Raw genomic sequence first — 25,221 nt, forward strand, 5'->3', positions numbered from 1 at the left:
GGGGATGATCAGGCTGGCGATGAGCAGGTCGGTCGCGTGCAGGCGTCGGTCAGGTCTGAGCGGTCCCGGCGTGCCCTGCCGGGACAGTTGCTGCCGTCACTGCCGTTACTGCTTTGTCTCGATGATCCACCATACCGAGCGAGTTAGTTGCTGCCCGCTGATCGGATGGATATCGCTCAGGTCGGCGACTGCCGTCCAGCCGCGAGGCGGACGATATCCACGCACGTCACCGTCACCGTCGCCATGCCAGCGCCATGCGCGGACCGCGCCGGGTGCATAGGTCGCCGCCCTGCGCGGGCGGCGCTGTATGGCTCCTGCGGTCACGCTCGGGCTACCGGCTTGCCAGAGGCTGTGGCGGCGGTCGGGAACGGCCATGCGGGTCCTGCGCCGTTTGGCGTCGTTCCCGGTGCGGCGGCGCTGGTATCGTCGCCATCGGCACCGCGCCCCGTTGCATCGCCGTTGAGCGTCGTCGCCTCTGCGGTGGCCTGACTGCCGTCCGGTTCGCTGTCCGTGCCGTTTGCGTGCGCGCCGGTGTCGTCATCCTCGGGCGATTCGTTCTGCGTGTCGCCATCGTCACCATCGTCACCATCGTCGGCCTCGTCGTCATCGGGATCGTAGTGATTGATGACGGGCGGAGCCTGAGAGGTGAGGATTTCCGGGACCCATTTCACCTTTGCGAGACGCAGTTCGGCTGCGGCTGCGGCGTCGCCTTTTTTCATCTTTTCAAGGTCGGCGGCGGCCTTGGGCGAGATGGCGCTGGCGACCACGTCGATGATGCGGGCCTTGCTGACGTGATCGAAGTACGACGCGCGCGTGGGGGTCCAGTAGCGGGTCATGTCCAGTTCCAGTACCTGAGTCAGGGCATTGACCGTGTGCGGTGCCCCGGTGCCGGTAATGCCGTCGATCAGGGACGCCGTGCAGAACGCCAGCAGGTCGAGCAGCGTCGTGCCGGGGTCCTGGTCGATGAGCCACGGCAGCAGGTCGGCGCGTCGTGCGGGCAGGGTGGTGGTCCACTGCTGGCGCTGTGCGTCGATGGCTGTCCATGCGATGCTGGCGGGCATGTCGTCGGCTGCTTTCAGCAGCTTGTCGTGACTGCTGGTCGCGTTCAGTTCGAGATAGGACGCATCCCACCCGGAACGATAGCGCTCGGGAAAGACAACCGGCACAAGCCGGTGCAGCAGGACGGCAAGCGCCATGGACGGGCGTTTGGTGAGTTCAGCCTGTACAGCGGCGGTGCGGTGCGCGGTGAGGCGCTGGCAGAGCGCCGCGCTGTGGACGGGCCTTTCTTTCGGGGCGGCCTTTCCGCTGCCGGTGGATGCGTCGCTCACGTCCGTGTCGGCCAGACCGGTGACGACCGCGCCGTCACCTTCGAGTATGGCGAAGTCTTCCAGCTTCACGAGTCCACGGTCGATCATCAGTTCGCCATTCGGCCCGACGGTGACGAATGCCCCCGCCTGTGCGATCTGTGCGGCGTCCCACACCTGCGCGCGCTGCGCGAATGTCCCGATTGCCCTTTCGGTCGCGTCCATCGCTGCTTCGAGGTTTTCGGCTTCCTCGTACGCTTTCTCGTCGCCTTCCTCAAGGGCGTCGAATTTCGCGACGATTTCGTCGTGCTGTGCCTTCAGCGCGTCAAGCTCGCGCTGCTCGTCCTCGGTATAGGGCCGGTGTACCGGTTGGAGCCTGCCGAAGCTGTTCAGTTCGCTGTGATCGCGCTCGATACGGGTCTGCACCCAGCCGAACCCTTCCGCACGCACGGCCTCGGCGGCGGCTTCGAGTTTTTCGCCAACGAGCCGCTGCAGCAGGTCGGCATCCGCGACGTACCCTGCGTTCTGTTCGTCGCTGAACAGGTCGCGCCTGACGTACCCCCCAGCTGCCTCATAGGCGTCGAGGCCGACGAACTTCACCAGACGGCTGCGGCTGGCGTCGATTTCGGCACGGGTGATGGCCTGCCGCAGATAATGCGCCGCACGCTGGTAATCATTGGGCGCGTCGAACCAGATGCGTTCCTGAGTTTCGTGGTCGTCCACGAGCGCGAGGGCGGCAAGCTGGTCAATGCTGATGGCGTCCTCGCGCAAAAGGGCGAGCAGTTTCGGGGAGACATGCGCGAGTTTCAGGCGGCGTTTCACGGTCAGCGGCGACACGTCGAACAACGCGGCGATATAACCAATGCTTCGCCCTTCGTCGGCGAGGCGTTTGAAGGCAAGCACGGTATCGAAAACGTCGAGATTCTCCCGCTGGCTGTTTTCGATCAGGCTCGCGGCGAACGCATCGGCTTCGCTGACGATGCGTACGGGCACCGGGTAGTCGGCGGGAATACGGCCATCCCTGTGCAGCAGGTCGAGGGCGGCGAGTCGCCGCTGACCGGCGCACACGCCGAGCTTGGGCTGTTTGCTGCGGGAACCCTTGATGAAATGGACCACAAGGTTTTGAAGCAGCCCCTTTGCGGCGATGTTATCCGCCAATCCGGCGATTCCCGAAAGGGGTTTGGTGCGGACATTGAGCGGTGAGAGACGAAGGCGCGAATACGGGACGTGTTCGACCGGCTGCTCCTTGCCGAAATCGGTTTCCAGTACGGCGGTGGCTTCGCTGGTGCTGACGTCGGTATCCGTTGCGTCCGACAGTTCAGGGGTTGATGCGATGACTTGCGATTGCATGACAGACTCCAAAAGAGAAAAGAAAGGTCCCGGGTCCGGCTTGTTGCGAAACATCATGAGTCCCGAATCCGGGTAGGAGTCCTCATGATGTGATGCGCGGTGAGAGCCGGGGTTGACCGGCCCTGCCGGTCTTACGCCTTCATCGTCCGCATCGCGTCAGCGAGCATCCAGAGGGCGCGGTTCAGTTTCACGTTCTGGTCGATGCCGGTGACGGGACGGGTGGACATGGAGCGCCCGCTGCGGGAGCGCCCATGCAGGCCGCCCTTGGTCAAGTGCTCTTGCACTTTGTTAAAAACCGTCCAAAGGTCGTCGCGGCGGTCCTCGAAGCGGCGCGGGGCGAGCAACTGGCTTTCGGTGATCGGGGCGGGCGCCTCGGCGTCGGTCGGGTCATAGCGCAACGCAAGCGCGGAGCGGGCAAAGGCATGCTGTTCGTCGCGGTTGAGCGTGACGGCGCGCATGCCATCTTTCTGCTCGCGGATCAGGTCGAAGCCGTCGAGCACGTCGAAAGCACCGTTGATGACGTTCTGCACCACGTTACCTTTGTGATGCACACGGATATCGCGCACGGTGTCCCCGGCGACCATGCCGTTGTGGCAAACAAATCTGAAGGCACCAGCCAGTAATTGAAAACTGCTCGAGCCGTCGTGCGAATTGAGGAGGATGATTTCGTTGACGTCCTCACCCGTGATTTCGGTGCCGGGGCGAAGGCGCAGCATGTGTTTCGTGTGTTCGCGCTTGTCCAGGTCGCGTACGCGGGTCTGGCAGACCATGAAGGGCTGGAAACCTTCGTTGCGCAGACCGCGCAGCACGTCGATGGTCGGAATGTAGGTGTAGCGCTCCGAACGGCTTTGGTGCTTGCCATCGGCGAAGATGGACGGGGCGACGCGGTGAATCTGGTCATCCGACAGGGGGGAGTCGGAGCGGAGCATCGGGGAGCCGGAACGGAAAGAGGAAGCGAGTTGCATGTCAGTCTCCAGAGAGAAAACCATCAAAAAGGGTTGATCGGTGTTGCGCTGACCGGGCTCCAAGATTCGCCCCCGCCGTAGGGGTTGGTTTCGTCCTGGTCGAAGCCAGGGGTTGGCTTTGCTGCCGCCAGTCTCCTGAGTTCGCGCCCGTGCGACTCAAGGAGCCGGCGCCGGGTGGGTGTCAAGGAAAGAAGTGAGGGGTTGGTGCGGGACGGAGCGAAGCGGAGGACTCGGCCCCGAACGCCTTGACACCCGCCCGGCGTCGGCTACTGTCGCGGGTTAGGGCGGGAACGGTGGAGACTGGTGGATGCGAAGCACTTCGCTGTTCGAGCAGGATGAAACGCCGCGCGGCGAGCGCGAATGTGGAGGCCGCTTGCGGCCTTCACCTGACTGGGCCTTTAAGGGTTTGAGGGGTCAAGGTGTTGCGCAAGGGATTGAAGCCCGCAAGGGTCGAGACGCGTACGCGGCTCGATGCGCAAGCACGAAAGCCCGGTCACGGAGCGCTAGCGGAGGGATGTGCCCCATGCCGTTGACGTCAAGCCTGACGGAGCAGGCAGCTGGTACCAGGTACCAGCGTTGCAGATGGCCGTTGCTGCTGTGACAGGGACACTGGCGACGCGGCCACTGACACGGGATGCGGGGCACGCAAGGCGCCCTCACGGAAAACCGGCACTGATATGCCAGGACCAAGAAGCGCAAGCCGCAAGCATCGTGTTCCGCGGAGTACCGGGACCAGGCCGCGCGAGACGCTGCAGACTGGCGGACTGCGCGAGAAGTCATATTGCCGCCCGCGTGATCGTGGTCTGCTGGTGCAGAAGAGATGTACCCGATCGTTTTTAGAAAATCAGGACTGCAAAATAGTGAACGCACAGGAGTCTTACAACTCGTGCCCGCGCAAGGGCACGCCGATGACCTCGTGCACGACGTTGTCCGGTGCGTCTCACAGACAAGTGTGTGTGAGACGATAGGGTCCACACCACGATAAGGTCACGGCGCATCCGGGCGCGAGCCCGGCGCAGGGAGCGCATAGTCCTTGTCGACGACGCCCCGCTCACTACCCGGGTTAACGAAGCTCGCCCGTACCCACGTGGTTTTATCCGGGAGTCGCCGGATATGGCCCCGGCGCAGATGGGCACGGGGACTGGCATGCGTTCCGCCGGCCGGGTGAGCGGCCGGCGCCTCGGCCTTTAGCTGCAGCACCTTGTACGTGTAGAACGGTGTCTGGTTTCTCGCCGTGCGAACTGCATTGCTGGCCCTGCCGGGCGGCACATCGACGGTCTGGACATTCGTGCAGTTCAGGACGGTGCAGGCCTGGACCACCATGCCGACTTCGTCATGCGCGTCGACGATCACCTGCGACAACGCCAGCGCTTCGTCCCCGTTGAATCTGGCAATGGTCTCGGCGAACAGATCCGGAATTAACGCGAACGGTTCGGCCCGGAACCGGTAGCCCTTGCCCTTCAAGCGGCCGGCGCTACGCAAAGCCTGGTGCGCGAGTGTCGTGGCCGGCGTGTCCGCCAAATGCCCGTCAACCCTGCTGTCATGGGGAACGAAGAGTCCTCCCACCCCGGGAGACCAGCTCCTGAGGGCATCGAGGTAATACACGGGGAAGATGAATACCCCGCCTTCGGGGAACATCTGGCGGTATCGGGTGTTGAGCCCGGCAAAGGGTTCGATATCCTCAGAAAGCTCCCAGCAGAGTGCGATGCGTCTGCTCGAGCGGGACTGAGGGGCACCGTTCAGCCATGCGTCGACCGGCCGGTCCAGCTCCCACGGCGCTTCAAATATGGTGACCGGGTAGGGCAGGCGCAGCAGCTCCAGGTGCGCCTCGCCGATGGATTTTTCGTCAATCAGCTCGGCGCAGTTGGGAAGGAGAAACTTCACGCCCCGTCGCATCAGGTCGACAAGGCTGCCGATCTGCCGGGCGCTTTGCGGCCGCTCTGCTTTCCACTGTTTCCCGAGGAACAGCAGGTCATCAATCGCAAAGGACGTGTAGTGGGTGATCTCGATCGGTTTGTCCATGTCCGGCCTTCCACGGCTGCCGCATATGTCTGAGGATATGATAGTTCTGAACCGGGAGTCATGCGCATGCCGGCGATTTCCTTTCCCAGCAGATGCCGAACTTGCAGCCTAGGCATGGATCGTCAGAATGTCGGGTGGGTCCGGTGCGAAACGTCAGCCAATGGGTTCAAGCAGCCCTTGCGGTATCGGGACGGGCCCCGGGACGAATAGCCGACGGATGTGAAGCGAGGCTCGGTGAGGTTCTGCCGGCGATCATTTATTGCTACAGTAGGGATTTCCGGCGCGCGTCGGCTTGCCGGCCGAACGGCCAGCCACAGTGTGACCGTGACGGGCCAGCCAATGTGTCTGTTCGGTCGGCGCCTGCCGCGGGAAGACCGCACCAGTTCTTGCTGACCTGAATTCATGGTTCGTACGCACCGCCTCGCCACAAAACCGCGCAGAAAGCCACTCACAAAGGACATGCTGTTACCCCTGCCGGTGGCCAACGTCCGAGCGATGGCGCTTGAGAATCATCTCGCCCTGGCCACCCTGCGTAGTGGCCACGGCAGTAGCCAGCAGATGCTCTGCCTGTTGAAGGTGGTATATCTCGCGTATTTTCTGCGTGATAAGGGATCACAAGGCAGCGAGATCGAGCTGTTCCGTGCAGCCGAAATGGCGCTTCAGCAGAGCATCAGCTGCGCGGAGAACGGCAGGGAGTGGTCGCTCTCTGATGTTGGCCTGAAGGCGCTGGAGTCGATCCTGGCGATCCATGACCAGCAACTCGGGACGGTGGCGGCATATGTGTATGAGGCGGCCTGGGAGCGGCTTCAGCGCTTCGTGCAGAGCGACGCGAGATCGCCGATACAGGCTGCCGCGACCGGTCAGCCTGCATCGGGAGAAAACGGATAGCGGGGTCCCCGGTTGATGTTCCTGACCCATGCGGCATCGCATGAATGGCGCGTTCTGTGCGTCCGCTGGGCATTGACGTATACCGCTTGAAGAGGTGGACGAATTCTTTTATAACGGCGGTCGTAGTCTGGACGTGGTTGTGATGTGCAACAACGAATGAAGGAGAACAGGGATGAACAAGCAGGAATTGATTGAGGCGGTAGCCACCTCGACAGGCGCGAGCAAGTCTAAGGCTGGCGAGACGATTGACGCATTGATCGACACGATTAGCGGCGCCGTCGCAGACGGTGCGGACGTGCAACTGATCGGGTTCGGCTCATTCACGCAAGGCAAACGTGCCGCACGTGTCGGACGTAACCCGCGAACGGGCGAGGAGATTCGTATCCCGGCCGCGAAAACGGTGAAGTTTACCGCGGGTAAAGCATTCAAGGACGCGGTGAACGGTCACCGGAAGTGACGAAAAAAAGGCCGCTGCGGGTTAAACGAACTTCGAACATCTGTCGCGGATACATGCGCCTGCGGACAGAAGCCAAGATGTGCGACTGGCGCTTGGCCATGCGCCAGCCCCTGATCCTCGGAATGACCGGGCGACGCGAGTGCCACCAGGCGTAAATCCGCTGTTTGATCGACCGACCTTTGATCGACCGATCTTTGGGCGACAGCAGGGATAATTCCACACGCATCAAGACCTGGTTCCTGCTATGCCTGTTCGATATCAACACGCTGTCAAGAACGGTCGTGGTCGGATGGTTACAAAACGCTCGACCCGGCTGCGCGATCATTTTCAAAGGGCGATGCGCGTGGTCGGTCGTACGGCGGAGCATTTGGATGGACATTGAGTGTTCATTTTGATATCCATGGCCCCGCTTCGAAACATACGGCACGACGCTATGAAAATTTCCGCGACGCGCCGAAACCTTATCATCGGGTTTCCTCTGCTGCTTGGCATAAGCGGTAAGACAACGCGCCTGTTGGCCGCCGAATCTCCGTTTGCCGATATCGAGCGCCGCTATGGAGGCCGACTCGGTATATTCGCTGTCGACACTGAGTCCGGACGAACGCTGGTTTACCGCGCCGATGAACACTTTCTCATGTGCAGCACGTTCAAGGGGCTTCTCATCGCGCTGGTGCTCTCACGTGTGGATGCTGGCCAGGAAAGCCTGGCGCGACCCCTGCGGTACACCGAGAAGGACCTTATCTTTACTTCGCCAGTCACCAAAGCCAATGTCGCTCAGGGCGAGATGACGGTCGGTGCTCTATGTCAGGCCACGGTCGAGCTGAGCGATAACACGGCGGCGGTCCTTTTGATGAGTAGCGTCGGTGGCGCCAGCGGCGCTGACCCGATTCACGCGACGTCTCGGGGACACCGTGACTCGTTCCGATCGGTACGAACCCAAGTCGAACGAATACAGCGGGTTGCTCGACACCACAACGCCGAGAGCCATCACGACATCGGTAAGAACATACTTCTGGGCGACGTTCTCAGTCTCCAGTCGCGGCAGCAATTGGAAGACTGGATGATCGCGTGCAGGCCTGGGCTCAACCGGCTTCGTGCGGTATTTCCTGCGGATTGGCTTGCAGGTGACCGGCCCGGTACAAGCGTCGGGGCAGAGACGAATGACTACGCATTCGTGCGGCCGCCAGGCCGCGCGCCGCTGCTTATAGCGGCATATTACGACGCGCCTGCCCTCGATATGGGACATCGGGATGCGGTCTTGCGAGAGGCCGGTCATATATTCGTGCAATGGGCCAATGCGACTGCATGAGGTTATGCTGACCCGCGTAAAGCCCAGTGCGTGCTCGGTATCTTTCTATACTCAATGGAGCGTGTCGAAGAACGGCAATGGGTCGACTTGCCTGAAGCAGCCGGTTGTTGCCAGCGTCACTCGTCCGTCAAGCGTCGGGCCGGGCCCGGCCACCGTGAGAGGGTTCGACATGGTCGGCCATATCGACGACGATCAGCGGACGAACAACTGATTGCGACCATAGATGACCGGCCCTCGGCCGTTCGGTTGAAGGCCATAAGTAGGACTTCGGATCGGATGTATGTGAGCCCGAATCTGCTTGATCCCTCACGCACCACCTGAAACAGGCCGGCTTACTTGTCCGTGTCCAGCAAGGTCTCAGCGTTGATGACGGTGCAGTATTCCAGGTCCAGATTGGCAAGCGACATTGCGTGCACGTCTTCCGCGCTTCTCAGGTTGCCGTTCCAATCCCTTCGATCAAACGTAAAACAGCAATCGGCTACAAGGTAGGTTGTGAAGCCCAGGTTGCCGGCCATACGAACCGTCGCTTCGACAGAGTTATTGGTGATGACGCCGACCACCACGAGTGTGTCATGGCCTTGCGCGCGGAGTTGCGCTTCCAGATTTGTACCTATAAAGGCATTGTTAGTCCGTTTCGGGATCACAGGCTCGCCGACGACAGGGGAGGCCTCAGGCTTGAAGTCATGTCCGCCTTGGCCTGGCCGATAATACGAGCCAGGCTCGGTGGAGTCGTGCCGAATGTGCCACACCGGCCAGCCATTACCTCGCCAATGGTCGAGCAAACGTGCAATTTGAACTTCCGCAAGCGGGTTGTTTCTCCGCCCCCAGCTAGGGTGGTCTATTGCTTTCTGAAGATCCACCAGCAAAAGGAGCGCACCGGCCGGGAATAGCAAGGCAGTCATTGTTGGTTCAGGGTGAGCGAATGTTGTCGCGAAGCGATTCCATTCAGGACTTTACCGCAAGTCTGGACTCGCTTTGCCTGACCGGCTTGGTGCGGCCACAATCGGTCATTGAGTCGCCGACCCTGTGCCGGCGTCAATCCGTTGAGACCAAGTGAGTTCGACACGGGAATGCTAACGGGAAATTGGACTGGCTTAGGTCAGTACGAACAGGCACGCATCGCCTCCACGATCGCATCCTGCTCCGGGGGAGCCTGGAAGAAGGCTTCCATTAGTGTGTGCTCATCGTTCATTTTCTTCTGGAAACACACCTGATTCACGGCGCGTGCAGTTGTCGTGACATACAGGCCAGCGATGACCAGAATGGTCACCAATAGTCCGGTGAGCGTCAGCGCGGCGACCCACCTGTTCGCCTCCGCATCGATATCCGCTAATTGCCCATCTTCGGCGCCATCGGCACTTTCGTGTACATCAGTCATTCTCTATCTCCGGAACCTGAGACTCCGATCTTCGTTCCAGGGATAGAATATGAAAAGTTGAATTTCCTGAAACCAACGTTCAGTTATTTCTAATCTGGCACTGGGATGAGAGAGATTAGTCTGGACCGCCTTCGCACCTTTGTGACGATCGCAGACCATCGGTCCTTTGCGGAGGCCGCACGTATCCTGCACCTGGCTGCGCCGACAGTCAGTCTTCACATTCAGGAACTGGAGGATCGAGTTGGTGCCCCGCTGCTGTCACGCAAGCGCGGCCACGTTCAGCCCACCACGATCGGGGAATCCCTTCTGGAAAAGGCACGGCACCTCCTGGCCGATGCCGGGCAGGCGCTGGACGATGTCAGGCGGCAAGTACAGGGGCTTGAGGGCCGTGTACGACTTGGCGCGTCGACGGGCGCAATCGCACACCTCCTGCCTCGGACTCTTGAAGTGTTGGGGCAGCAACATCCCGCGATCGACGTCCAGGTTACGGTGCTGACGTCGCAGGACACGCTCACCCGTCTGGCGGAAGGGTCGCTGGATATCGGGCTGGTCGCGCTACCCCAGCCCACGATGGCTGGCCTTGTGATCAAGCCATGGCGCCGCGATCCTGTCATGGCGTTCATGCCGGCCCAGTGGCAATGCCCAGTCCGCGTAACACCCAAGTGGCTGGCTAGCAGGCCACTCATTCTCAATGACTCAACTACACGGCTTTCGCACCTCAGCACGGAGTGGTTGGCAGCGGGAGGGCACCATCCTGTGCCGCGCATTCAGCTTAACTACAACGACGCAATCAAGAGTCTGGTCGCGGCTGGTTACGGCGCAGCGTTGTTACCCCATGAGGCCACTACTCCATCTCCCGACCCGCGCATTGTCATGCGCCCGCTGCGCCCGGCGCTGTGGCGTCGGCTCGGCATTGCGCATCGTACGGGGTGCGTCGAGAGCTCTACGCAACACGTACTTGATGTGTTGTGGGATCTCCGATTGGTATAGAAAATGTCATCTGCCGCGTCGGTTCGTTGCCGTCAGGATAGAAAGCTAAGGCCTATGCGAGCGGCCGGGGTCAACAGTAAGGCGAGAATAAGGCGTAAATAGGGCATAAAGGAGTCGCAGTTGCCGGGAATCATCCGCAGGTTGAGCTCGGCGCCGTACAGCATCGCAAGCATTGACACCGCAGATGGGTTCCCACTCACGCTTCGGCTGGAATCTGATCGGCGGTGCTGGCATCGTCGGGTGACTCTGCGGTTTTGTCGGCGCCGCCGACGAAGTCGGCCCACGCCTGCATCATCGGCCGGCGCAGATTGAGCAGATCGGTGCGATGGTAGGCGGCCTCGGTATCGCCCTCGACCGCATGCGCTAGCGCACGCTCAGCGAGATCACGCGCGTAGCCATGCTCGCTTGCCCAGTCGCGGAAAGAGGAACGGAATCCATGCGCCGTTGCAACACGCCCGGGTTCATCGCTGACCGCCTTGGCCCGGCGCAAAAGAGCCGTCAGCGTCATGTCACTGAGCATTTTCGTGCGAAGCGAAGGGAAAACGAGGTCGACGTGTCGCACGTGCTCGTGTTGCTGCTTGGATAACAGCGATGTCGATTGGTTTTTTGGCGGTGCTCGTCTTCGTCGCTACGATCCTGTTTGGTCATTCCTACTGGCTGCCACATATAGAGCGCAGCGAATTGCTGTCCTTCGATCACTTTCCAGTGGCTGACGCGCCGCCCCAACTGTACGTCGCGTGCTTTGGAAATCGATCGGAGTACATCTTTCAGCGAATCTTTGTCAGTCCGACCGCCCCGCATTAAACGCCATGCTGCTAACAGGATTTAGCGGCATTGACGGCAGGCGGAAAATTCCCTGCGGCAGCCGGTCAAGCCAACCAGGTCCATTACGCGCAGCCCGGCGCGCGGCTAACTGCGCCAAGATCGACGTCAGCTCATGGTGGTTGCTGGCAGCGTAAAAGCGGCACCCATCCAATCCGCGGTTGCACGTGAGCGGCGGGTAACCGCTCTGCTGGAAGCAAAAAACGGTCATTTGAATGGTTCTTTGATCGGTCGTCGTGACTTACCCCTTCCTACATGCGTGGCGGCCGCAACAGCGTCACCGGGCAGAATCTTGATGCCGGTCGCCACGCCCTCGGCAGCAAATCCCCATCTGAGCCGCCAGTCATCGTCCTCGCTAAACTCCACGGGCACCTGCTTGCCCGCCAAGGCCGCACCCGCTGCCACCTTGGCTAGATCTTTCGCACCGGTTTTCAAGGCTATTTCCGCCAGGTCGCGCGTAACGCGCAGAGCATTGCTGATCTTTTACGCCGGCACCCAGATGAGGATGACGCTCGCGAGGGTGAGAAGCTCCACTGCGAATTCAAGCACAACCTCGAGCATGTCATGCGCTCCAGAGCGCTTCAGATTCTTTCCGCAGCACGTCGGTCTTTTGCGCGGGCCGCTGACGCCTTATCCGCGCAAACCGGACGGCTGCTTCCGATGGGACAGGCACTGCTGGGTTTGCTCTCGCCACAGTGGCGCTTGCGTTGACGCTCAACGGCCCCAAAACGGGTAACCGGGTCCTCCGGGATCGTTAAAGTATCCGGCCGGCGTGTTGACGGGGTCAAGGCGGCCTCGAGAATGCACGTGTGTGGCCGGATTCCACGGTGGGCCAAGAAAGAGAACAGACCCGTCGACGATAACGCTGGCTCCCAGAACGGGAACGCAGGCCAACGACCAAACGCTTTCCGATAGAATATGACGTTGTCACGGATTTGACACATGAACTCGTGGCGGGGCTATTAATTTTGCGTATATTTTGCGTACAGCAAGAACGGTTGATGTTGTAATATTCATCAACTAATTGATTAAAAAGAGAAAAATTTCTCAACAGGACTCAAATGTTTGGTCGATTCATGCCCACCGAGGGCAAATTTTTCGAAATCTTCAATGCGCACGCGAAGTGCATCGTTGACGCCAGTCACGAACTCGAACTGCTGATCGACAACATGGACCAGATGGAGGTCCATAAGCAGAACGTCCAGACCAACGAAAAACGTGCTGACAAGCTCACGCACGAAACCATCGATCTGCTGCACAAGACCTTCATCACGCCGCTCGATCGCGACGAAATCCACAAGCTCATCACGACGATGGACGACATCCTCGACCTGATGGAAGACGTCGCCACCGCCATTTCGCTTTACGATGTGCGCGAATCGACCGCGGAAATGAGCCAGCTCGCCCATATCTGCACGGCCACCTCCGAGCGTGTGCAGCAAGCCGTCAAGCTGCTCGCCGACATGAAACGCGCGAGCGAAATCCTCAAGATCTGCGAAGAAATCGACCGTCTGGAATCGGACGCCGACCGGGTGCTGCGCTCGGCCATGTCGAAACTCTTTCGCGAAGAGGACAACGTCAAGACGCTGATCAAGCTCAAGGCAATCTACGAGTTGCTCGAGACGATCACCGACAAATGCGAGGATGTCGCGAACATCATCGAAGGCATCGTGCTGGAAAACGCCTGATTTCAGCCGCGCCACTCACTCGATAAACGATGCATTCGATTCAACTCGCCCTCTGGGCTGTTATTACGCTCGTCGTGGTCGCACTTGTGTTCGACTTCATGAACGGTTTCCACGACGCCGCCAACTCCATCGCAACCGTTGTGTCCACCGGCGTGCTGAAACCTCAGCAAGCCGTGGCGTTCGCCGCTGCGTTCAACGTCATTGCGTATTTCATCTTTCATTTGAAGGTTGCCGCCACCGTTGGCAAAGGGACGATCGACCCGGCTATCGTCGATCAATATGTGATTTTCGGCGCGCTCATCGGGGCGATCGGCTGGAACATCATCACGTGGCACTACGGCATTCCATCGAGTTCGTCGCATGCGCTGATCGGCGGTCTGGTCGGCTCGGCTTGGGCGAAGTCAGGGTGGGGCTCGCTGAATATGGAGGGCTTGCTCAAGACCGTCTCGTTCATTTTTATTTCGCCGCTGCTGGGTTTCGTGCTCGGATCGCTGTTCATGCTGATCGTTTCGTGGATGTATTTCCGCACGCCGCCCTCCAAGGTGGACCGGCGATTCAGACGCTGGCAGCTTGTATCGGCAGGGTTGTATAGCCTCGGGCACGGCGGCAACGACGCGCAGAAGACCATCGGCGTGATCTGGATGCTGCTGATCGCGGCGGGGTATGCGTCAGCAACGGCCGACGCGCCGCCGATCTGGGTGATCGGCGGATGTTATCTGTCGATGGGGCTCGGAACGCTGTTCGGCGGCTGGCGCATTGTGCGCACCATGGGCCAGAAGATCACGAAGCTCAAGCCCGTCGGCGGGTTTTGCGCGGAGTCGGGCGGGGCGATTACGCTGTTCGTCGCGTCGTTTCTGGGTATTCCCGTGTCGACCACGCATACGATCACCGGCGCGATTGTTGGCGTTGGCGCGACGCAGAAATTCAGCGCAGTGCGCTGGGGAGTGGCGGGGAACATCGTCTGGGCCTGGATCCTGACCATTCCGGCGTCTGCCGTGATGGCCGCCGCTGCTTGGTGGCTCGGACATCGCTTTCTTTGAGCGAGTGGCTCGCGGGTGACTTGCCTTTTTCAAGTCACCCGCGCTTCGTGCGTCAGATCAGCGGCGCGCCGACACCGTCCATCGGAATGATCGCGCCCGATACGTAACTCGCCCGACGGCTCGCCAGGAACAGCGCAACGTCCGCGATCTCCTCGGGTTTTGCGTATCGCCCAAGCGGCACTTTCGCCTGGCTTAGCGCCAGCGCTTCATCTCGCGTGACACCCAGTCTCTGCGCTTCGAGCGCCAGCGCTTCCTCTACGCGTTCCGTCAACGTCGCGCCCGGGTTGATCGCGTTGATGCGAATGCCGAGCTTCGCGTAATGATGCGCGAGACCAACGGTTGCCAGCATCAGCGCCGCATTCGCCGCGCCGCCCGCGATATGAATATCGCTCGCGATCTTCCCACCCATTCCGATGATGTTCACCACCGCGCCCGGCTCGGCCTTGGGGTTCGCTTTCAGCCGTTCGGCCATTTGCTTCAGCACGGCTTGCTGAGGGTAGATGCAGGGGAAATATTTCGCGTCCATTGCGGCTTTGTAACCGGCGGCATCGAGGAGATCGGGATCGTAGCGTTTAGCGGCGCCCGCGCAATTCACGAGAATATCGATCGGGCCGAGCGCGCCCGTCGCTTCTTCCACGACGTCTTGTGCGCTGTGCGCTTCGTGAAGATCGGCACGCGCGAGATGCACGTGAAAACCCTCTTTCGCGAGTTCTTCGCGAGCGCGGGCGAGGTTCGCGGGATCGCGCGAAACAATCGCGACGCGCGCCCCTTCCGCTGCAAACGCCCGCGCGCACGCGAAGCCGATACCCTTGCTGCCGCCCGTGATGAGCACGATCTTGCCGGCGAGTCCCAAGTCCATGAGGTTCACTCCTTTCGAGGCTGATGATCGATTCGATGACGCATGGAATCGTTATCGAGACACGATAGCAGACGCTGGGAAATACGTGCAGGTCGGCCATTGCGCTGAACGCGCTGGCCGGGGGACGGCTCAGTAGCTGCCGTTGGCGAACTTCGCGATGGGGTCGTCGGTGGCAGCGGGGCGCGTGGGCGCGAGCGAATTCGTGGAGGCGCGCATCACGTGGGCGGCGGGATCGGACGCGGGAATCCGGCCAACCGATGAGGGTTGTTGCTCTGGTTGTCGCTCTTGAACCGAACGCACCTGCTGCGCCGCCAGCCGGGCGGTGGGCGGCGGCGGTTCGAAGGCATCGGCAGCGGCCGCGATGGGATCGGGCGCATTCGATGCCGCCGCGACCGCATTTGATTCAGCTTGCGACTCGCGTGGCGGCGAGATCGCGTTTGCTGCTTGCGATTGACGTTGTGCGGCGGAAAGCGAGGACGGCGGCGGCTCGAACGGATCGGCGCCGGAGCGGGCCGTGGTGATGGCCGGTGAGACAGCACCCGCCGATTGCGCCTGCCGCTGTGCGGAGGACAACGCGGGCGGCGGTGGTTCGAACTGATCGGAGGAGGCGGTACTCCGGTAGGAGCTTGCCGCGGCCGTCATAGGCGGATCGCGCGGCGGTTCATACCGATCGCTGGCCTGAGCGGCGACTTGCGTCGCTGGACGGCCTGACGCGCCATCCGCCGGGACGGGGCCAGGAACAGGGACCGGCGACGCCAGATAGGTCGGTGCATCGAACGGAGCCGGCACGGCTTTCGGCGACGCGACGCGCCGGATGCCATCGAAACGCTTGGCCCAATACGGATTGGTGAGGTAATCGAGCCGCACGGTGCCGCCTGTCGATGGCGCGTTCACGAAGCGCAGCTTACCCACATAGATGCCGACGTGCGAATGCGGCCGGCCCGTCGTGTTGAAGAAAATCAAGTCGCCCGGGGCAACTTCGTCGGGTTCAATCGATTCACCGCGTACGCTCATATCCGCCGTCGTGCGTGGCAGATTCACCGATGCCGCCCGATCCACCACATAGCGCACGAGCCCGCTGCAATCGAAACCGGCCTCCGGCGTATTGCCTCCCCATCGATACGGCACGCCCACGAGCGCCATCGCCTGAATGGAAATTTCCTCGCGTCCGACGCTGTGATCGACGAAATTCGGGAAGCCGGAGGGTGTAGCGAAGGTGCGATTAGAAGCCGTAGCGTTCGATGCAGCCGGTGCACGCGACACCCGCGTCGGCGCGCTGGAGCACGCGGCAACGAGGAGGGTGAGGAGCAGCAGTGACCAGAGTCGACGCATTCGGCAAGGGCGAGCCGAGGGTGAACATGAGCGCTCGCCATGATGACAGTCCCGCGATACTAGCCCGTCAGACGGGGCACGGGCAAGTTTTCTTAATAAGTCACTTGAGGTTTACGCTGTAAGTGTTGCTTCGACGGAACGTGTTTTTAGATCCAAATGCATTGAAAAGACGCAAAAAAGCCCGGCAAGCATCGCTTGCCGGGCTTTCAAAACATGCTGAAAATTTAAAGAATCTCGGACGCGTAATCCGCCAGACGTGAGCGTTCGCCGCGCGCGAGCGTGACGTGGCCGCTATGTGTCCAGCCCTTGAAACGGTCGACCACGTACGTCAGGCCCGAACTGCCTTCCGTCAGATACGGCGTGTCGATCTGCGCGATATTTCCCAGGCAAATGATCTTCGTGCCCGGACCGGCGCGCGTGACGAGCGTTTTCATCTGCTTGGGCGTTAAATTCTGCGCCTCGTCGATGATCACGTATTTGTCCACGAAGGTCCGGCCGCGCATGAAGTTCATGCTCTTCACCTTCAACCGTGACCGGATCAGTTCCTGCGTGGCGGCGCGGCCCCATTCACCGGCGGCGTCGTCGGTCTTTTGCAGGACTTCGAGGTTGTCGTCGAATGCGCCCATCCACGGCTGCATTTTTTCCTCTTCCGTACCCGGCAAGAAGCCGATGTCTTCGCCAACCGGAACCGTCGCACGCGTGACGATGATCTCGTTATAGCGCTTGTCGTCGAGCACTTGCGCGAGGCCGGCGGCCAGCGCCATCAAGGTCTTGCCGGTACCGGCCTGACCCAGCAGCGTGACGAAATCCACGTCCGGGTTCATCAACAGGTTCAACGCGAAATTCTGCTCGCGATTGCGCGACGTAATGCCCCACACGTTGTTCTTGTGGTGGCTGTAATCGCGTAGCGTTTGCAGCAGCGCTGTCTTGCCGTTCAACTCGCGCACGATGCCGTAGAACGACGGTTCGCCGTTCTGCGGTTCGAAATAAACGAACTCGTTCACCAGCATGGACGCGCATTGCGGACCGGTCACCCGGTAATACGTCGTGCCCGTCTTGGTGTCCTGCCAGCTTTCCATGCCCTTCGCGTGCTTCGTCCAGAAGTCGGACGGCAACGCGCGGACACCGGAATAGAGCAGATCCTTGTCTTCCAGCACCTGATCGTTGAAATAATCTTCAGCGGGCAGGCCGAGCGCGTGGGCCTTGATGCGCATGTTGATGTCTTTCGACACCAGCACGACCTGGCGATCGGTGCGCTCCTTTTGCAACGCGCGGACCACGCCGAGAATCTGGTTGTCGGCCTTGCCGACCGGCAGGCCTTCTACCGGCTCAATGTCGGTCAGCGTGGTCTGGAAATACAAGCGGCCGGTCGCATCGCGATTGCCCAGCGCGGACAACGGCAACCCCGCCGACATCTCGCCGACGTGCGCCACCAATGCATCCAGCGTGCGGCTCACCTGACGCGCATTGCGCGCGACCTCCGACATGCCCTTCTTGTGATCGTCGAGTTCCTCGAGCGTCATCATGGGCAGATAGACGTCGTGTTCCTCGAACCGGAACAGCGATGACGGATCGTGCATCAGCACGTTCGTGTCGAGCACGAACAGCTTGCCGATCTCGTTTTCCGGCTGACCACGCTGGCGGCGCTTTTGCTGGCCACGCGGTTGAGCTGCCGCAGCCACGGGCGCGACCGGTGCTTCGGAGCGCGCCGGCATGCGTTCACGTGCTTCGACCGGCGTACGAGCGACAGCGGGCTGCGTGGTTTCGATCTGTTCGGCCGGTGCCGCAGCGGGTTGCAGCAACGCCGCGGTTTGTTTCGTGCGGCGCGTGCGCGCGGCGGGCGCTGCGTCGGAGGCTTCTACCGCCGAGCCTTTGGCCGCGTTCGCCAGCGTCTCGCTTGCTATAGCGCGCAACGTGTTGGCGGTATTCGCGGCAGCAGGCCGCGAAGCGCCGACACTCGCGCCGAAATCGGTTTCGGTTTCAACTAGATCGCCGTCGCTTGCCTGCTTTTTCGATGATCGGGCAGGCCGGGCTTTGGCTTTGTATTCTTCAGACGGCAGGAGGTTGCCGAGCTTGACGGGTGCGGTAGGCAAAGGCATGGTTTTCCTCGATAGGATTCGGATCGTATGTCGTGCGTCGCCTGTCGCATCCTGCGTGGGTCTTTCAGGCCTCAGGTTTTTAGCCAGAAGGCCGGACGTCGATGCAGTTTGCGCCCGGAGACGCGCTTCGGTTTCGAAAACGCCGGTTCGCCTAGATTTCGATCGGCTCCTTGGAAGTTGCGTCCTGAAGAAAACGGGGATGAAACGCACGGACGGCGCGGGACGCCCAAGGCGCACACGCTGCGGGTAAGGGAGCGTCCGCGAACAAAAAAGCCGCCGTCCCGGACGATGGGACCAGCGGCTCGACAGCGCCTGCTTCAAAGCGCCTTTCAACTTCCGCCACGCCCCAGGATTCAAGGCGTGGCGTGTAGCGGGACCCCGTGCCGGTCGCGGGGAAAGCCGCGAAACACCGGACGCTACGCAAAGAGAAATGGAGGGAAGGGCAAGCGCTCATTGCGAATCAATATAACGTGCCTCAAAGCGCTTGTACAGCTTCCACAATCTGCTCAACGTGGCCTGGAACCTTTACGCCACGGAACTCCCGGCGAAGCACGCCGTTCGCGTCCAGCAGGAAGGTCGAACGCTCGATTCCGCGTACTTCCTTGCCATACATTTTCTTCATTTTGATGACGCCGAAGAGCGTGCAGATGACTTCGTCGGAGTCGGACACCAGCGTGTACGGCAGTTCCAGCTTCGCTTTGAAGTTGTCGTGCGATTTCACGCTGTCACGCGAGATGCCGATCACTTCAGCGCCTGCCTTCTTGAATTTCGCATAAAGATCACGGAACTGCAGGCTTTCCGTGGTGCAGCCGGGCGTATTGTCTTTCGGATAAAAAAACAGCACGACTTTCTTGCCTCGCAGACTAGACAGCGAAAAGTCGCCGCCGGTTGCGGGCGCGGTGAAATCGGGAACGGGTTGATCGACTGCGATCGGCACGAAGTTTCTCCTGTGTCGACCGGAGTTGGCGTGTAGAACAGAGTTGGCACTTTAGTGCCTTACTCTGGTCCCATGCGCTTACTCCGGTCCCATGTAAATTGTTTGCGGTCGACCGGAGTTGGCGTGTCGACCAGAGTAGGCGCTTTAGTGCCTACTTTGGTCCCATAGCGCTTACTCCGGTCCCATGTAACATGGTTGCTGTTATCGGGTGACGCGCGCCCAAGCGCCAGTTTCTGGAGAGCGAGCACGTTGGAACGGTAGTGCGGATTCGGGGAAAGCTTGATGCGTCGGGGCATGGCGCGGCCCAGCTGGGTTTGATCGACTGGCATCCGCTTGCTCGGTTCGGCGGAGCCGGATCGGCTGATCCCGCCGCCCGAGTTTGCAAAATAGCCCGCTCGACTGAGGCCAACCACGCGTTAGACGTGCGCATGCTTCAATCCGCCCGAAGTATCAATCCGGCTGAAGTATCAACTCGCCTGCGCGACCTGGAATCTCGCCCCACGCGACAGGGTACGTGGGCAGCGTCGCGCGGTCCAGCGTCGCATGATAGTCGCCCATCGTGCAGAAGCTATGACCTTGCGCGCTCCAGCCGGCCAGCAATTGTTCGAATACCGTGGCCAGCTTTTGTCCTTCCAGCTCTGCGTGGAGCGTATAGACCTGGTCGTGCGCCTGCTTCGACGTGAGACCTAGTAAATGCGCGGCGACATTGCTCACGTCAACGCCATCCACACCGAGGATTTCATCCAGCGTCGGCAGCGTAGTGGGCATCTGGACGTGGTTCAGTGTTCGGCCATCGAGCACCGGAATATAGGGCGTGTGGCCACGCCCATCGGACGCGTACTTCATGCCCCAAGCGTCGATCTGTTCGAACGCGTAGCCGTTCATCTGCCAGCCCGCCGCGCCGTGCGTAACGGGTCGCGTGCCGAAGATCTCGGCGAAACGTGCGTGGCTGCGCTGCATTTGTTTGGCTGTCCACTCACGATTGCCGGCACGGACGTTGTCCTGCCAGTACACGTGATCCCACGTGTGGATGCCACACTCGAAACCCGCTTCATGAATCGCGCGCATTTCGGCAACCGCACGGCGGCCGATATCCGGCCCCGGCAGAAGTACCCCATACATGAGCGTCTTGATGCCGTAATGCTCGACCACCGACGTCCGCGAGACCTTCTTGAGAAACCCGGGCCGAAACACGCGGCGCAATGCCCAGCCGGTGTGATCGGGTCCAAGGCTGAACAGGAATGTTGCGCGGGCGCGATATTTGTCGAGCAGGCGCGCCAGATTCGGCACGCCTTCGCGCGTGCCACGCAAGGTATCGACGTCGATTTTCAGAACGATGCGAGCCACGCGCCGTCCTTAAGACTGATCTTCGACAAGGCGCCGCGCCGTGCCTACATCGCCGCGATAGGCTTCGAAAATCTTGCGCAACGCGTCGTCCATGGTCGCGACCGGTTTCCAGTCGAGTTCCTGGATCGTGTTGTCGATCTTCGGCACGCGGTTCTGCACATCCTGATAACCCGCACCGTAGTAGTCACCCGACGAGGTTTCCACAAGTTGCACCGTCTTCGCGTTTTCGGCGTACTCGCTGATCTCGTTGGCGAGCTTCAGCATCTTGTGGGCGAGTTCGCGAACCGAGAAGTTGTTGCTCGGATTGCCGATGTTATAGATCTTGCCCGTCGCCACGCCGTTCTTGTTCTCGATGATCTTCATCAATGCACCGATGCCGTCGTCAATATCCGTGAACGCACGCTTTTGCGCGCCGCCATCGACGAGACTGATGTTTTCACCGCGCACGATGTGACCGAGGAACTGCGTGACCACGCGCGAGCTGCCTTCCTTCGGCGTGTAAATGGAGTCGAGGCCCGGGCCGATCCAGTTGAATGGGCGGAACAGCGTGAAGTTCAGGCCTTCCATGCCGTAACCCCAGATCACGCGGTCCATCAACTGCTTCGAACACGCGTAGATCCAGCGCGGCTTGTTGATCGGGCCGTAGCTCAGTTGCGATTCTTCCGGGTCGAATTGCTCGTCGGTGCACATGCCGTACACCTCGGACGTCGACGGAAACACGAGATGCTTGCCGTATTTCACAGCCGAACGAACGATAGGCAGATTCGCTTCGAAGTCGAGTTCGAACACGCGCAGCGGCTGCTTCACGTAGGTCGCCGGCGTGGCGATAGCAACCAGCGGCAGGATCACATCGCACTTCTTGATGTGATATTCGACCCACTCCTTGTTGATCGTGATGTCGCCTTCGAAGAAATGCATGCGCTCGTGATTGGCGAGGTCGCCGAGACGGTCGCGTTGCATGTCCATGCCGAAGACTTCCCAGTCGGTCGTCTCGAGAATGCGCTTGGAGAGGTGGTGGCCAATGAAGCCGTTGACACCCAGGATCAGGACTTTTTTCATGAATGAGGAAGTGATTGAGTGAGTCGGCCGAATTCGGCGGGACTGACGACGCGTTCGCCGCCGGCGGGAGTCTGGCTTTCGTCCACGAATGGTTGCCGTAGTTCACGGATGGCGACGACGCGGCTGTCGCCGCATACGCCAAACAGCGCATTATCCTTCACGTGCAGGCCAGGGGGCAAATTCGAGACCTCACGCAGGGTTTCGGCGTCGATACCCGGCAGGCCGTTTTCGGGCACGAGACGAGCCCGCGCGACAATAAACCGCTGCTGGCCGATGTCCGTAAAAGCCCCCGGATACGGCGGCGCGACGGCGCGAATCAGGTTGTAGACCTGCTGCGCGGTTTGCGACCAGTCGATGCGGCCATCCTCCGGCTTCCGGCCGCCGAAGTAACTGCCTTTCGTGAGGTCGTTCGGCAAATGCGGCGCTTCGCCCGCGATCAAGGCCGGCAAGACACGCCACAAGGTTTGTTCTGCGGCGACGGTGGTTTTGTCGAAGACTTGCGCGGCGGTGTCGTCGGGGAGAATGGGCACCGGCGTCTGGGCAAGGATCGCACCGGCGTCGGGTTTTGCGGCCATCTCGTGCAGCGTCGCGCCCGTTTCGGTTTCTCCGTTCAGCACAGCCCAATTGGTGGGCACGCGTCCACGATACTTCGGCAACAGCGAACCGTGCATGTTGTACGCGCCGCGGGCGGCGAGTGCGAGCAGGCCGACTGGCAGCATGTGCCGGTAGTAGAACGAGAAAATGAAGTCCGGCGCGAGTTCGCTGATTGCGTCATGCAGTTCGGGCGACTTGGGATCGGCCGGCGTGATGACCGTGATGCCATGGTCCGCCGCGACTGACTTCACGCTGCCGAACCAGATGTTCTCGTCGGGGTTGTCTTCGTGCGTGACGACCAGCGCGACCTCCACGCCACGGGCGAGCAGGACCTGCAGGCAGCGTACGCCGACGTTGTGATACGCGAATACGACCGCGAGAGGTTTCGCGCGTGGAGCGCTTGTAGCACTCGTAGCGTTTGTACCGGTAACCGCTGGGTTCATAGCGACCTCATAGAGGATCGACCTCGCGGCTGATTGCTGCTACCGCTTCCTGGCGTGGCATGGTTCGCGCAAGCTTGCCGTCGCGCTCTTCCAGGATGGTCTGCACCAGGTAACGCGGCCGTGCACGCACTTGCTGATAGATCCGGCCGATATATTCGCCCAGCAGCCCAAGCGCGAAGATGATCACGCCAAGCATGAAGAACGTGATGGCGAACAGCGTAAACACACCTTCGACTTCCGCGCCGAACATGAAGCGTCGGACCAACAGCAGCAGGAACAAGCCCGCGGACCCCACGGACAGGATCACACCGATAAACGACAACCATTGCAGCGGTACGACCGAAAATCCGGTCACCAGGTCGAAATTGAGGCGGATCAGGCTGTAAAGCGAGTACTTGGATTCCCCAGCGAAGCGCTCTTCGTGCGCGACATCGATTTCGATCGGGTTCTGCGCGAAGGTATAGGCCAGCGCAGGAATGAAGGTGTTGATTTCACCGCAGCGGTTGATGGTGTCAATGATGTGCCGGCTGTAACCGCGCAGCATGCAACCCTGGTCGGTCATCCTGATACGCGTGATGCGCTCGCGCAGCCGGTTCATCAGGCGCGACGCCTTCTTGCGCCAAAAGCTGTCCTGGCGTTGCTGGCGAATCGTGCCGACGTAGTCGTAACCCTCCCGCATCTTCTCGAGCAGCTTGGCAATTTCCTCGGGGGGGTTCTGCAAGTCGGCGTCGAGCGTGATGACGCTTTCCCCGCGCGATTGTTCGAAGCCCGCGAGAATGGCCATGTGCTGGCCATAGTTGCCGTTCAGCAGGATGACGCGGGTGGTGTCCGGCCGCGCGCGAAACTGCTGGGCAAGCAATCTCGCCGACTTGTCCCGGCTGCCGTCGTCGATGAAGATGACTTCATACGTTGCGCCGAGCGCGTCAAGCGCGGGATACAGGCGGGAGAAGAGGGCGGCGAGGCCTTCTTCTTCGTTGTACACCGGGATCACGACCGTTAATTCAGGGCCGGTCTGCAGAAAATCCGTTTGACTCATGTTGACGATGGTTCCGCTAGGTGTCCGTGATAAATGTGGTTCTTGTTTTGCTGTGCCATCCGCGTGGCGTGCGTGCCTGCGCTGCTTTAGGCATCTTATTCAAGTGCCTTTTTAGGTACCTTAAATGGCGTGCGCCGCACAGATTTCATTGACTGCACGCACGACGCGTGTCACGTCGTCCTGGGTCATCTGCGTGAAAAGCGGCAGCGTGACCGTTGATGCGCCATATTTTTCGGCGTGCGGGAACATGCCTTCGTGAAACCCGCGTCCGCGATACAGCGTGAACAGGTGCAGCGCCGGGTAATGCACGCCCGTGCCAATGCCGCGCTCCTTCATCAGGCCCATGAACGCCGAGCGCGTAAGCGACAGGCGCTCGAGCGGCAGGGCGATCTGGAACATGTGCCAGTTGCTGTCGGTGAAATTCGGCACCGGTAGCTGCACGCCCATTCGCACCGCCGCGCCGTTCGCGAAACTCTCAAAGTATGCGCGTGCCAGCTCGCGGCGTTGTTCCGTGAACCGCTCCACATGCTTGAGCTGGCCAAGGCCGACGCGGGCGGCGACATCGGTGAGATTGTATTTGCCGCCGAGGAGGTCGCAGTCCATACCGTCAAAGCCGGTGCGCGTGATGCCTTGCAGCCGGTACTTTTGTGCCAGCACGGCTTCTTCCTCATTATTCAGGACGAGCGCGCCACCTTCTATCGACGTGACGTTCTTGTTCGCGTGAAAGCTAAACGAAATAATATCGCCAAATGAGCCGATCTTCTGGCCGCGCCAGGACGATCCAAACGCCTGGGCCGCGTCTTCGATCACGCGCAGGCCATGCTCGCGCGCAATGCCGTACAACCGGTCCATATCGACGGGCAGGCCCGACAGATATACCGGCAGGATTGCCTTGGTACGCGGCGTAATGGCTTTTTCGAGCAGGTCCAGGTCGATATTGCGCGTGATCGGGTCGATATCCGCGAACACCGGTGTAGCGCCTGTTTCAATGATCACATTGCTGGTCGAGACCCAGGTCATGGGTGTGGTGATGACTTCGTCGCCTTCGCCCACGCCAGCGATCCGCAAGCCAATCTCCATGGTCGCCGTGCCGGAATTGAACGTGCGTACCGGGCGGCCGCCGCAATAGGCGGACAGTTCGGCTTCGAACTGCTGGTTTTGCGGACCGGTCGTGATCCAGCCCGAACGCAGAACGTCGACGACGCCCTGAATCGTTTCTTCGTCGATCTCGGCGCGTACGAAAGGCAGAAAGGCAAGCGTATTAGAAGGCACGTTCTGGGTCATGGAAGCTCTGCGAAGGAA

24 protein-coding genes are annotated in these 25,221 nt (G+C 60.7%); 7 read left to right on the top strand and 17 right to left on the bottom strand.

Features of this window, described 5'->3' with window-relative positions; genetic code table 11:
* Nucleotides 1–105: 105 nt before the first annotated feature.
* The 4 genes from ACSQ8V_RS08510 to ACSQ8V_RS08525 all read right to left on the bottom strand — a co-directional run bounded on the left by ACSQ8V_RS08510 (nt 106) and on the right by ACSQ8V_RS08525 (nt 5,641).
* The gene (locus ACSQ8V_RS08510) at nt 106–375 is read right to left on the bottom strand and encodes a hypothetical protein (protein WP_436205433.1); all 270 of its coding nucleotides are present in this window, start codon (nt 373–375) and stop codon (nt 106–108) included.
* A complete protein-coding gene (locus ACSQ8V_RS08515; protein WP_436205434.1) occupies nt 321–2,654 on the bottom strand; it encodes a ParB/RepB/Spo0J family partition protein in 2,334 nt (777 codons plus the stop codon). Before ACSQ8V_RS08515 ends, ACSQ8V_RS08510 begins: the two co-directional genes overlap by 55 nt.
* Before the next feature lie 131 nt (nt 2,655–2,785).
* Nucleotides 2,786–3,619 carry a DUF932 domain-containing protein gene (locus ACSQ8V_RS08520; protein WP_436205435.1) on the bottom strand — a complete coding sequence of 278 codons (834 nt, stop codon included), beginning with the start codon at nt 3,617–3,619 and terminating at the stop codon, nt 2,786–2,788.
* Between the two features lie 987 nt (nt 3,620–4,606).
* A complete protein-coding gene (locus tag ACSQ8V_RS08525; RefSeq protein WP_436205436.1) occupies nt 4,607–5,641 on the bottom strand; it encodes a hypothetical protein in 1,035 nt (344 codons plus the stop codon).
* 459 nt (nt 5,642–6,100) lie between these two features.
* Between ACSQ8V_RS08525 and ACSQ8V_RS08530 the strand changes: the two genes are divergently transcribed.
* The 3 genes from ACSQ8V_RS08530 to bla all read left to right on the top strand — a co-directional run bounded on the left by ACSQ8V_RS08530 (nt 6,101) and on the right by bla (nt 8,295).
* The gene (locus tag ACSQ8V_RS08530) at nt 6,101–6,529 is read left to right on the top strand and encodes a hypothetical protein (protein ID WP_436181605.1); all 429 of its coding nucleotides are present in this window, start codon (nt 6,101–6,103) and stop codon (nt 6,527–6,529) included.
* A gap of 172 nt (nt 6,530–6,701) precedes the next feature.
* On the top strand, nt 6,702–6,986 hold the full coding sequence (locus tag ACSQ8V_RS08535) for an HU family DNA-binding protein (protein WP_144150276.1): 285 nt from the start codon (nt 6,702–6,704) through the stop codon (nt 6,984–6,986).
* Nucleotides 6,987–7,419: 433 nt separating this feature from the next.
* Nucleotides 7,420–8,295: a class A beta-lactamase gene (gene bla / locus ACSQ8V_RS08540; RefSeq protein ID WP_436205437.1), complete on the top strand. Its 876-nt coding sequence runs from the start codon at nt 7,420–7,422 to the stop codon at nt 8,293–8,295.
* A 332-nt stretch (nt 8,296–8,627) separates the two neighbouring features.
* Here the strand turns inward: bla and ACSQ8V_RS08545 are convergent, their stop codons facing one another.
* Both ACSQ8V_RS08545 and ACSQ8V_RS08550 read right to left on the bottom strand, forming a co-directional pair.
* Nucleotides 8,628–9,197, bottom strand: coding sequence for a cysteine hydrolase family protein (locus ACSQ8V_RS08545; RefSeq protein WP_436181607.1), 570 nt, complete (start codon nt 9,195–9,197; stop codon nt 8,628–8,630).
* 197 nt (nt 9,198–9,394) lie between these two features.
* Nucleotides 9,395–9,673 (bottom strand): hypothetical protein, encoded by a 279-nt coding sequence (locus ACSQ8V_RS08550; RefSeq protein WP_436181608.1) that lies wholly within the window; start codon nt 9,671–9,673, stop codon nt 9,395–9,397.
* Between the two features lie 105 nt (nt 9,674–9,778).
* On the opposite strand from ACSQ8V_RS08550, the gene ACSQ8V_RS08555 reads away from it, so the two are divergent.
* Nucleotides 9,779–10,663: a LysR family transcriptional regulator gene (locus ACSQ8V_RS08555; RefSeq protein ID WP_436181609.1), complete on the top strand. Its 885-nt coding sequence runs from the start codon at nt 9,779–9,781 to the stop codon at nt 10,661–10,663.
* Between the two features lie 196 nt (nt 10,664–10,859).
* On the opposite strand, the gene ACSQ8V_RS08560 is transcribed toward ACSQ8V_RS08555, so the two are convergent.
* Nucleotides 10,860–11,225 carry a tyrosine-type recombinase/integrase gene (locus ACSQ8V_RS08560; protein WP_436181610.1) on the bottom strand — a complete coding sequence of 122 codons (366 nt, stop codon included), beginning with the start codon at nt 11,223–11,225 and terminating at the stop codon, nt 10,860–10,862.
* 29 nt (nt 11,226–11,254) lie between these two features.
* On the opposite strand from ACSQ8V_RS08560, the gene ACSQ8V_RS08565 reads away from it, so the two are divergent.
* Nucleotides 11,255–11,467, top strand: coding sequence for a hypothetical protein (locus tag ACSQ8V_RS08565; RefSeq protein ID WP_436181611.1), 213 nt, complete (start codon nt 11,255–11,257; stop codon nt 11,465–11,467).
* A gap of 225 nt (nt 11,468–11,692) precedes the next feature.
* Here the strand turns inward: ACSQ8V_RS08565 and ACSQ8V_RS08570 are convergent, their stop codons facing one another.
* On the bottom strand, nt 11,693–11,920 hold the full coding sequence (locus tag ACSQ8V_RS08570; protein WP_436181612.1) for a hypothetical protein: 228 nt from the start codon (nt 11,918–11,920) through the stop codon (nt 11,693–11,695).
* 626 nt (nt 11,921–12,546) lie between these two features.
* Between ACSQ8V_RS08570 and ACSQ8V_RS08575 the strand changes: the two genes are divergently transcribed.
* Nucleotides 12,547–13,173 (top strand): DUF47 domain-containing protein, encoded by a 627-nt coding sequence (locus ACSQ8V_RS08575; RefSeq protein ID WP_089159053.1) that lies wholly within the window; start codon nt 12,547–12,549, stop codon nt 13,171–13,173.
* A 29-nt stretch (nt 13,174–13,202) separates the two neighbouring features.
* On the top strand, nt 13,203–14,213 hold the full coding sequence (locus ACSQ8V_RS08580; protein WP_213764008.1) for an inorganic phosphate transporter: 1,011 nt from the start codon (nt 13,203–13,205) through the stop codon (nt 14,211–14,213).
* A gap of 52 nt (nt 14,214–14,265) precedes the next feature.
* On the opposite strand, the gene ACSQ8V_RS08585 is transcribed toward ACSQ8V_RS08580, so the two are convergent.
* The 9 genes from ACSQ8V_RS08585 to ACSQ8V_RS08625 all read right to left on the bottom strand — a co-directional run bounded on the left by ACSQ8V_RS08585 (nt 14,266) and on the right by ACSQ8V_RS08625 (nt 25,203).
* Nucleotides 14,266–15,072 carry an SDR family NAD(P)-dependent oxidoreductase gene (locus ACSQ8V_RS08585; RefSeq protein ID WP_213764007.1) on the bottom strand — a complete coding sequence of 269 codons (807 nt, stop codon included), beginning with the start codon at nt 15,070–15,072 and terminating at the stop codon, nt 14,266–14,268.
* A gap of 129 nt (nt 15,073–15,201) precedes the next feature.
* On the bottom strand, nt 15,202–16,404 hold the full coding sequence (locus tag ACSQ8V_RS08590; RefSeq protein WP_436205438.1) for an NlpC/P60 family protein: 1,203 nt from the start codon (nt 16,402–16,404) through the stop codon (nt 15,202–15,204).
* A 224-nt stretch (nt 16,405–16,628) separates the two neighbouring features.
* The gene (locus ACSQ8V_RS08595) at nt 16,629–18,503 is read right to left on the bottom strand and encodes a PhoH family protein (protein ID WP_436205439.1); all 1,875 of its coding nucleotides are present in this window, start codon (nt 18,501–18,503) and stop codon (nt 16,629–16,631) included.
* A gap of 475 nt (nt 18,504–18,978) precedes the next feature.
* Nucleotides 18,979–19,440: a peroxiredoxin gene (locus ACSQ8V_RS08600; protein ID WP_436205440.1), complete on the bottom strand. Its 462-nt coding sequence runs from the start codon at nt 19,438–19,440 to the stop codon at nt 18,979–18,981.
* 450 nt (nt 19,441–19,890) lie between these two features.
* Complete coding sequence (locus tag ACSQ8V_RS08605; protein WP_436205441.1) at nt 19,891–20,787, bottom strand: polysaccharide deacetylase family protein; 897 nt, start codon at nt 20,785–20,787, stop codon at nt 19,891–19,893.
* A gap of 9 nt (nt 20,788–20,796) precedes the next feature.
* On the bottom strand, nt 20,797–21,846 hold the full coding sequence (locus ACSQ8V_RS08610; RefSeq protein ID WP_436205442.1) for a bifunctional UDP-4-keto-pentose/UDP-xylose synthase: 1,050 nt from the start codon (nt 21,844–21,846) through the stop codon (nt 20,797–20,799).
* Nucleotides 21,843–22,883, bottom strand: a complete 1,041-nt coding sequence (locus tag ACSQ8V_RS08615; protein ID WP_436205443.1) for a formyltransferase — start codon at nt 22,881–22,883, stop codon at nt 21,843–21,845. The genes ACSQ8V_RS08610 and ACSQ8V_RS08615 overlap by 4 nt, the downstream gene beginning before the upstream one ends.
* A gap of 7 nt (nt 22,884–22,890) precedes the next feature.
* Nucleotides 22,891–23,919 carry a glycosyltransferase gene (locus ACSQ8V_RS08620; protein ID WP_213764000.1) on the bottom strand — a complete coding sequence of 343 codons (1,029 nt, stop codon included), beginning with the start codon at nt 23,917–23,919 and terminating at the stop codon, nt 22,891–22,893.
* 120 nt (nt 23,920–24,039) lie between these two features.
* On the bottom strand, nt 24,040–25,203 hold the full coding sequence (locus tag ACSQ8V_RS08625; protein WP_436205444.1) for a DegT/DnrJ/EryC1/StrS family aminotransferase: 1,164 nt from the start codon (nt 25,201–25,203) through the stop codon (nt 24,040–24,042).
* Nucleotides 25,204–25,221: the final 18 nt, after the last annotated feature.

Origin of the sequence: Caballeronia sp. LjRoot31 (assembly GCF_964253885.1) — a bacterium.
Taxonomy (GTDB): domain Bacteria; phylum Pseudomonadota; class Gammaproteobacteria; order Burkholderiales; family Burkholderiaceae; genus Caballeronia.

Coding starts and splice junctions, on each gene's coding strand:
- ACSQ8V_RS08510 (WP_436205433.1), bottom strand. CDS start 375: ATGGCCGTTCCCGACCGCCGCCACAGCCTCTGGCAAGCCGGTAGCCCG.
- ACSQ8V_RS08515 (WP_436205434.1), bottom strand. CDS start 2,654: ATGCAATCGCAAGTCATCGCATCAACCCCTGAACTGTCGGACGCAACG.
- ACSQ8V_RS08520 (WP_436205435.1), bottom strand. CDS start 3,619: ATGCAACTCGCTTCCTCTTTCCGTTCCGGCTCCCCGATGCTCCGCTCC.
- ACSQ8V_RS08525 (WP_436205436.1), bottom strand. CDS start 5,641: ATGGACAAACCGATCGAGATCACCCACTACACGTCCTTTGCGATTGAT.
- ACSQ8V_RS08530 (WP_436181605.1), top strand. CDS start 6,101: ATGCTGTTACCCCTGCCGGTGGCCAACGTCCGAGCGATGGCGCTTGAG.
- ACSQ8V_RS08535 (WP_144150276.1), top strand. CDS start 6,702: ATGAACAAGCAGGAATTGATTGAGGCGGTAGCCACCTCGACAGGCGCG.
- bla (WP_436205437.1), top strand. CDS start 7,420: ATGAAAATTTCCGCGACGCGCCGAAACCTTATCATCGGGTTTCCTCTG.
- ACSQ8V_RS08545 (WP_436181607.1), bottom strand. CDS start 9,197: ATGACTGCCTTGCTATTCCCGGCCGGTGCGCTCCTTTTGCTGGTGGAT.
- ACSQ8V_RS08550 (WP_436181608.1), bottom strand. CDS start 9,673: ATGACTGATGTACACGAAAGTGCCGATGGCGCCGAAGATGGGCAATTA.
- ACSQ8V_RS08555 (WP_436181609.1), top strand. CDS start 9,779: ATGAGAGAGATTAGTCTGGACCGCCTTCGCACCTTTGTGACGATCGCA.
- ACSQ8V_RS08565 (WP_436181611.1), top strand. CDS start 11,255: ATGTCGATTGGTTTTTTGGCGGTGCTCGTCTTCGTCGCTACGATCCTG.
- ACSQ8V_RS08575 (WP_089159053.1), top strand. CDS start 12,547: ATGTTTGGTCGATTCATGCCCACCGAGGGCAAATTTTTCGAAATCTTC.
- ACSQ8V_RS08580 (WP_213764008.1), top strand. CDS start 13,203: ATGCATTCGATTCAACTCGCCCTCTGGGCTGTTATTACGCTCGTCGTG.
- ACSQ8V_RS08585 (WP_213764007.1), bottom strand. CDS start 15,072: ATGGACTTGGGACTCGCCGGCAAGATCGTGCTCATCACGGGCGGCAGC.
- ACSQ8V_RS08590 (WP_436205438.1), bottom strand. CDS start 16,404: ATGCGTCGACTCTGGTCACTGCTGCTCCTCACCCTCCTCGTTGCCGCG.
- ACSQ8V_RS08595 (WP_436205439.1), bottom strand. CDS start 18,503: ATGCCTTTGCCTACCGCACCCGTCAAGCTCGGCAACCTCCTGCCGTCT.
- ACSQ8V_RS08610 (WP_436205442.1), bottom strand. CDS start 21,846: ATGAAAAAAGTCCTGATCCTGGGTGTCAACGGCTTCATTGGCCACCAC.
- ACSQ8V_RS08615 (WP_436205443.1), bottom strand. CDS start 22,883: ATGAACCCAGCGGTTACCGGTACAAACGCTACGAGTGCTACAAGCGCT.
- ACSQ8V_RS08620 (WP_213764000.1), bottom strand. CDS start 23,919: ATGAGTCAAACGGATTTTCTGCAGACCGGCCCTGAATTAACGGTCGTG.
- ACSQ8V_RS08625 (WP_436205444.1), bottom strand. CDS start 25,203: ATGACCCAGAACGTGCCTTCTAATACGCTTGCCTTTCTGCCTTTCGTA.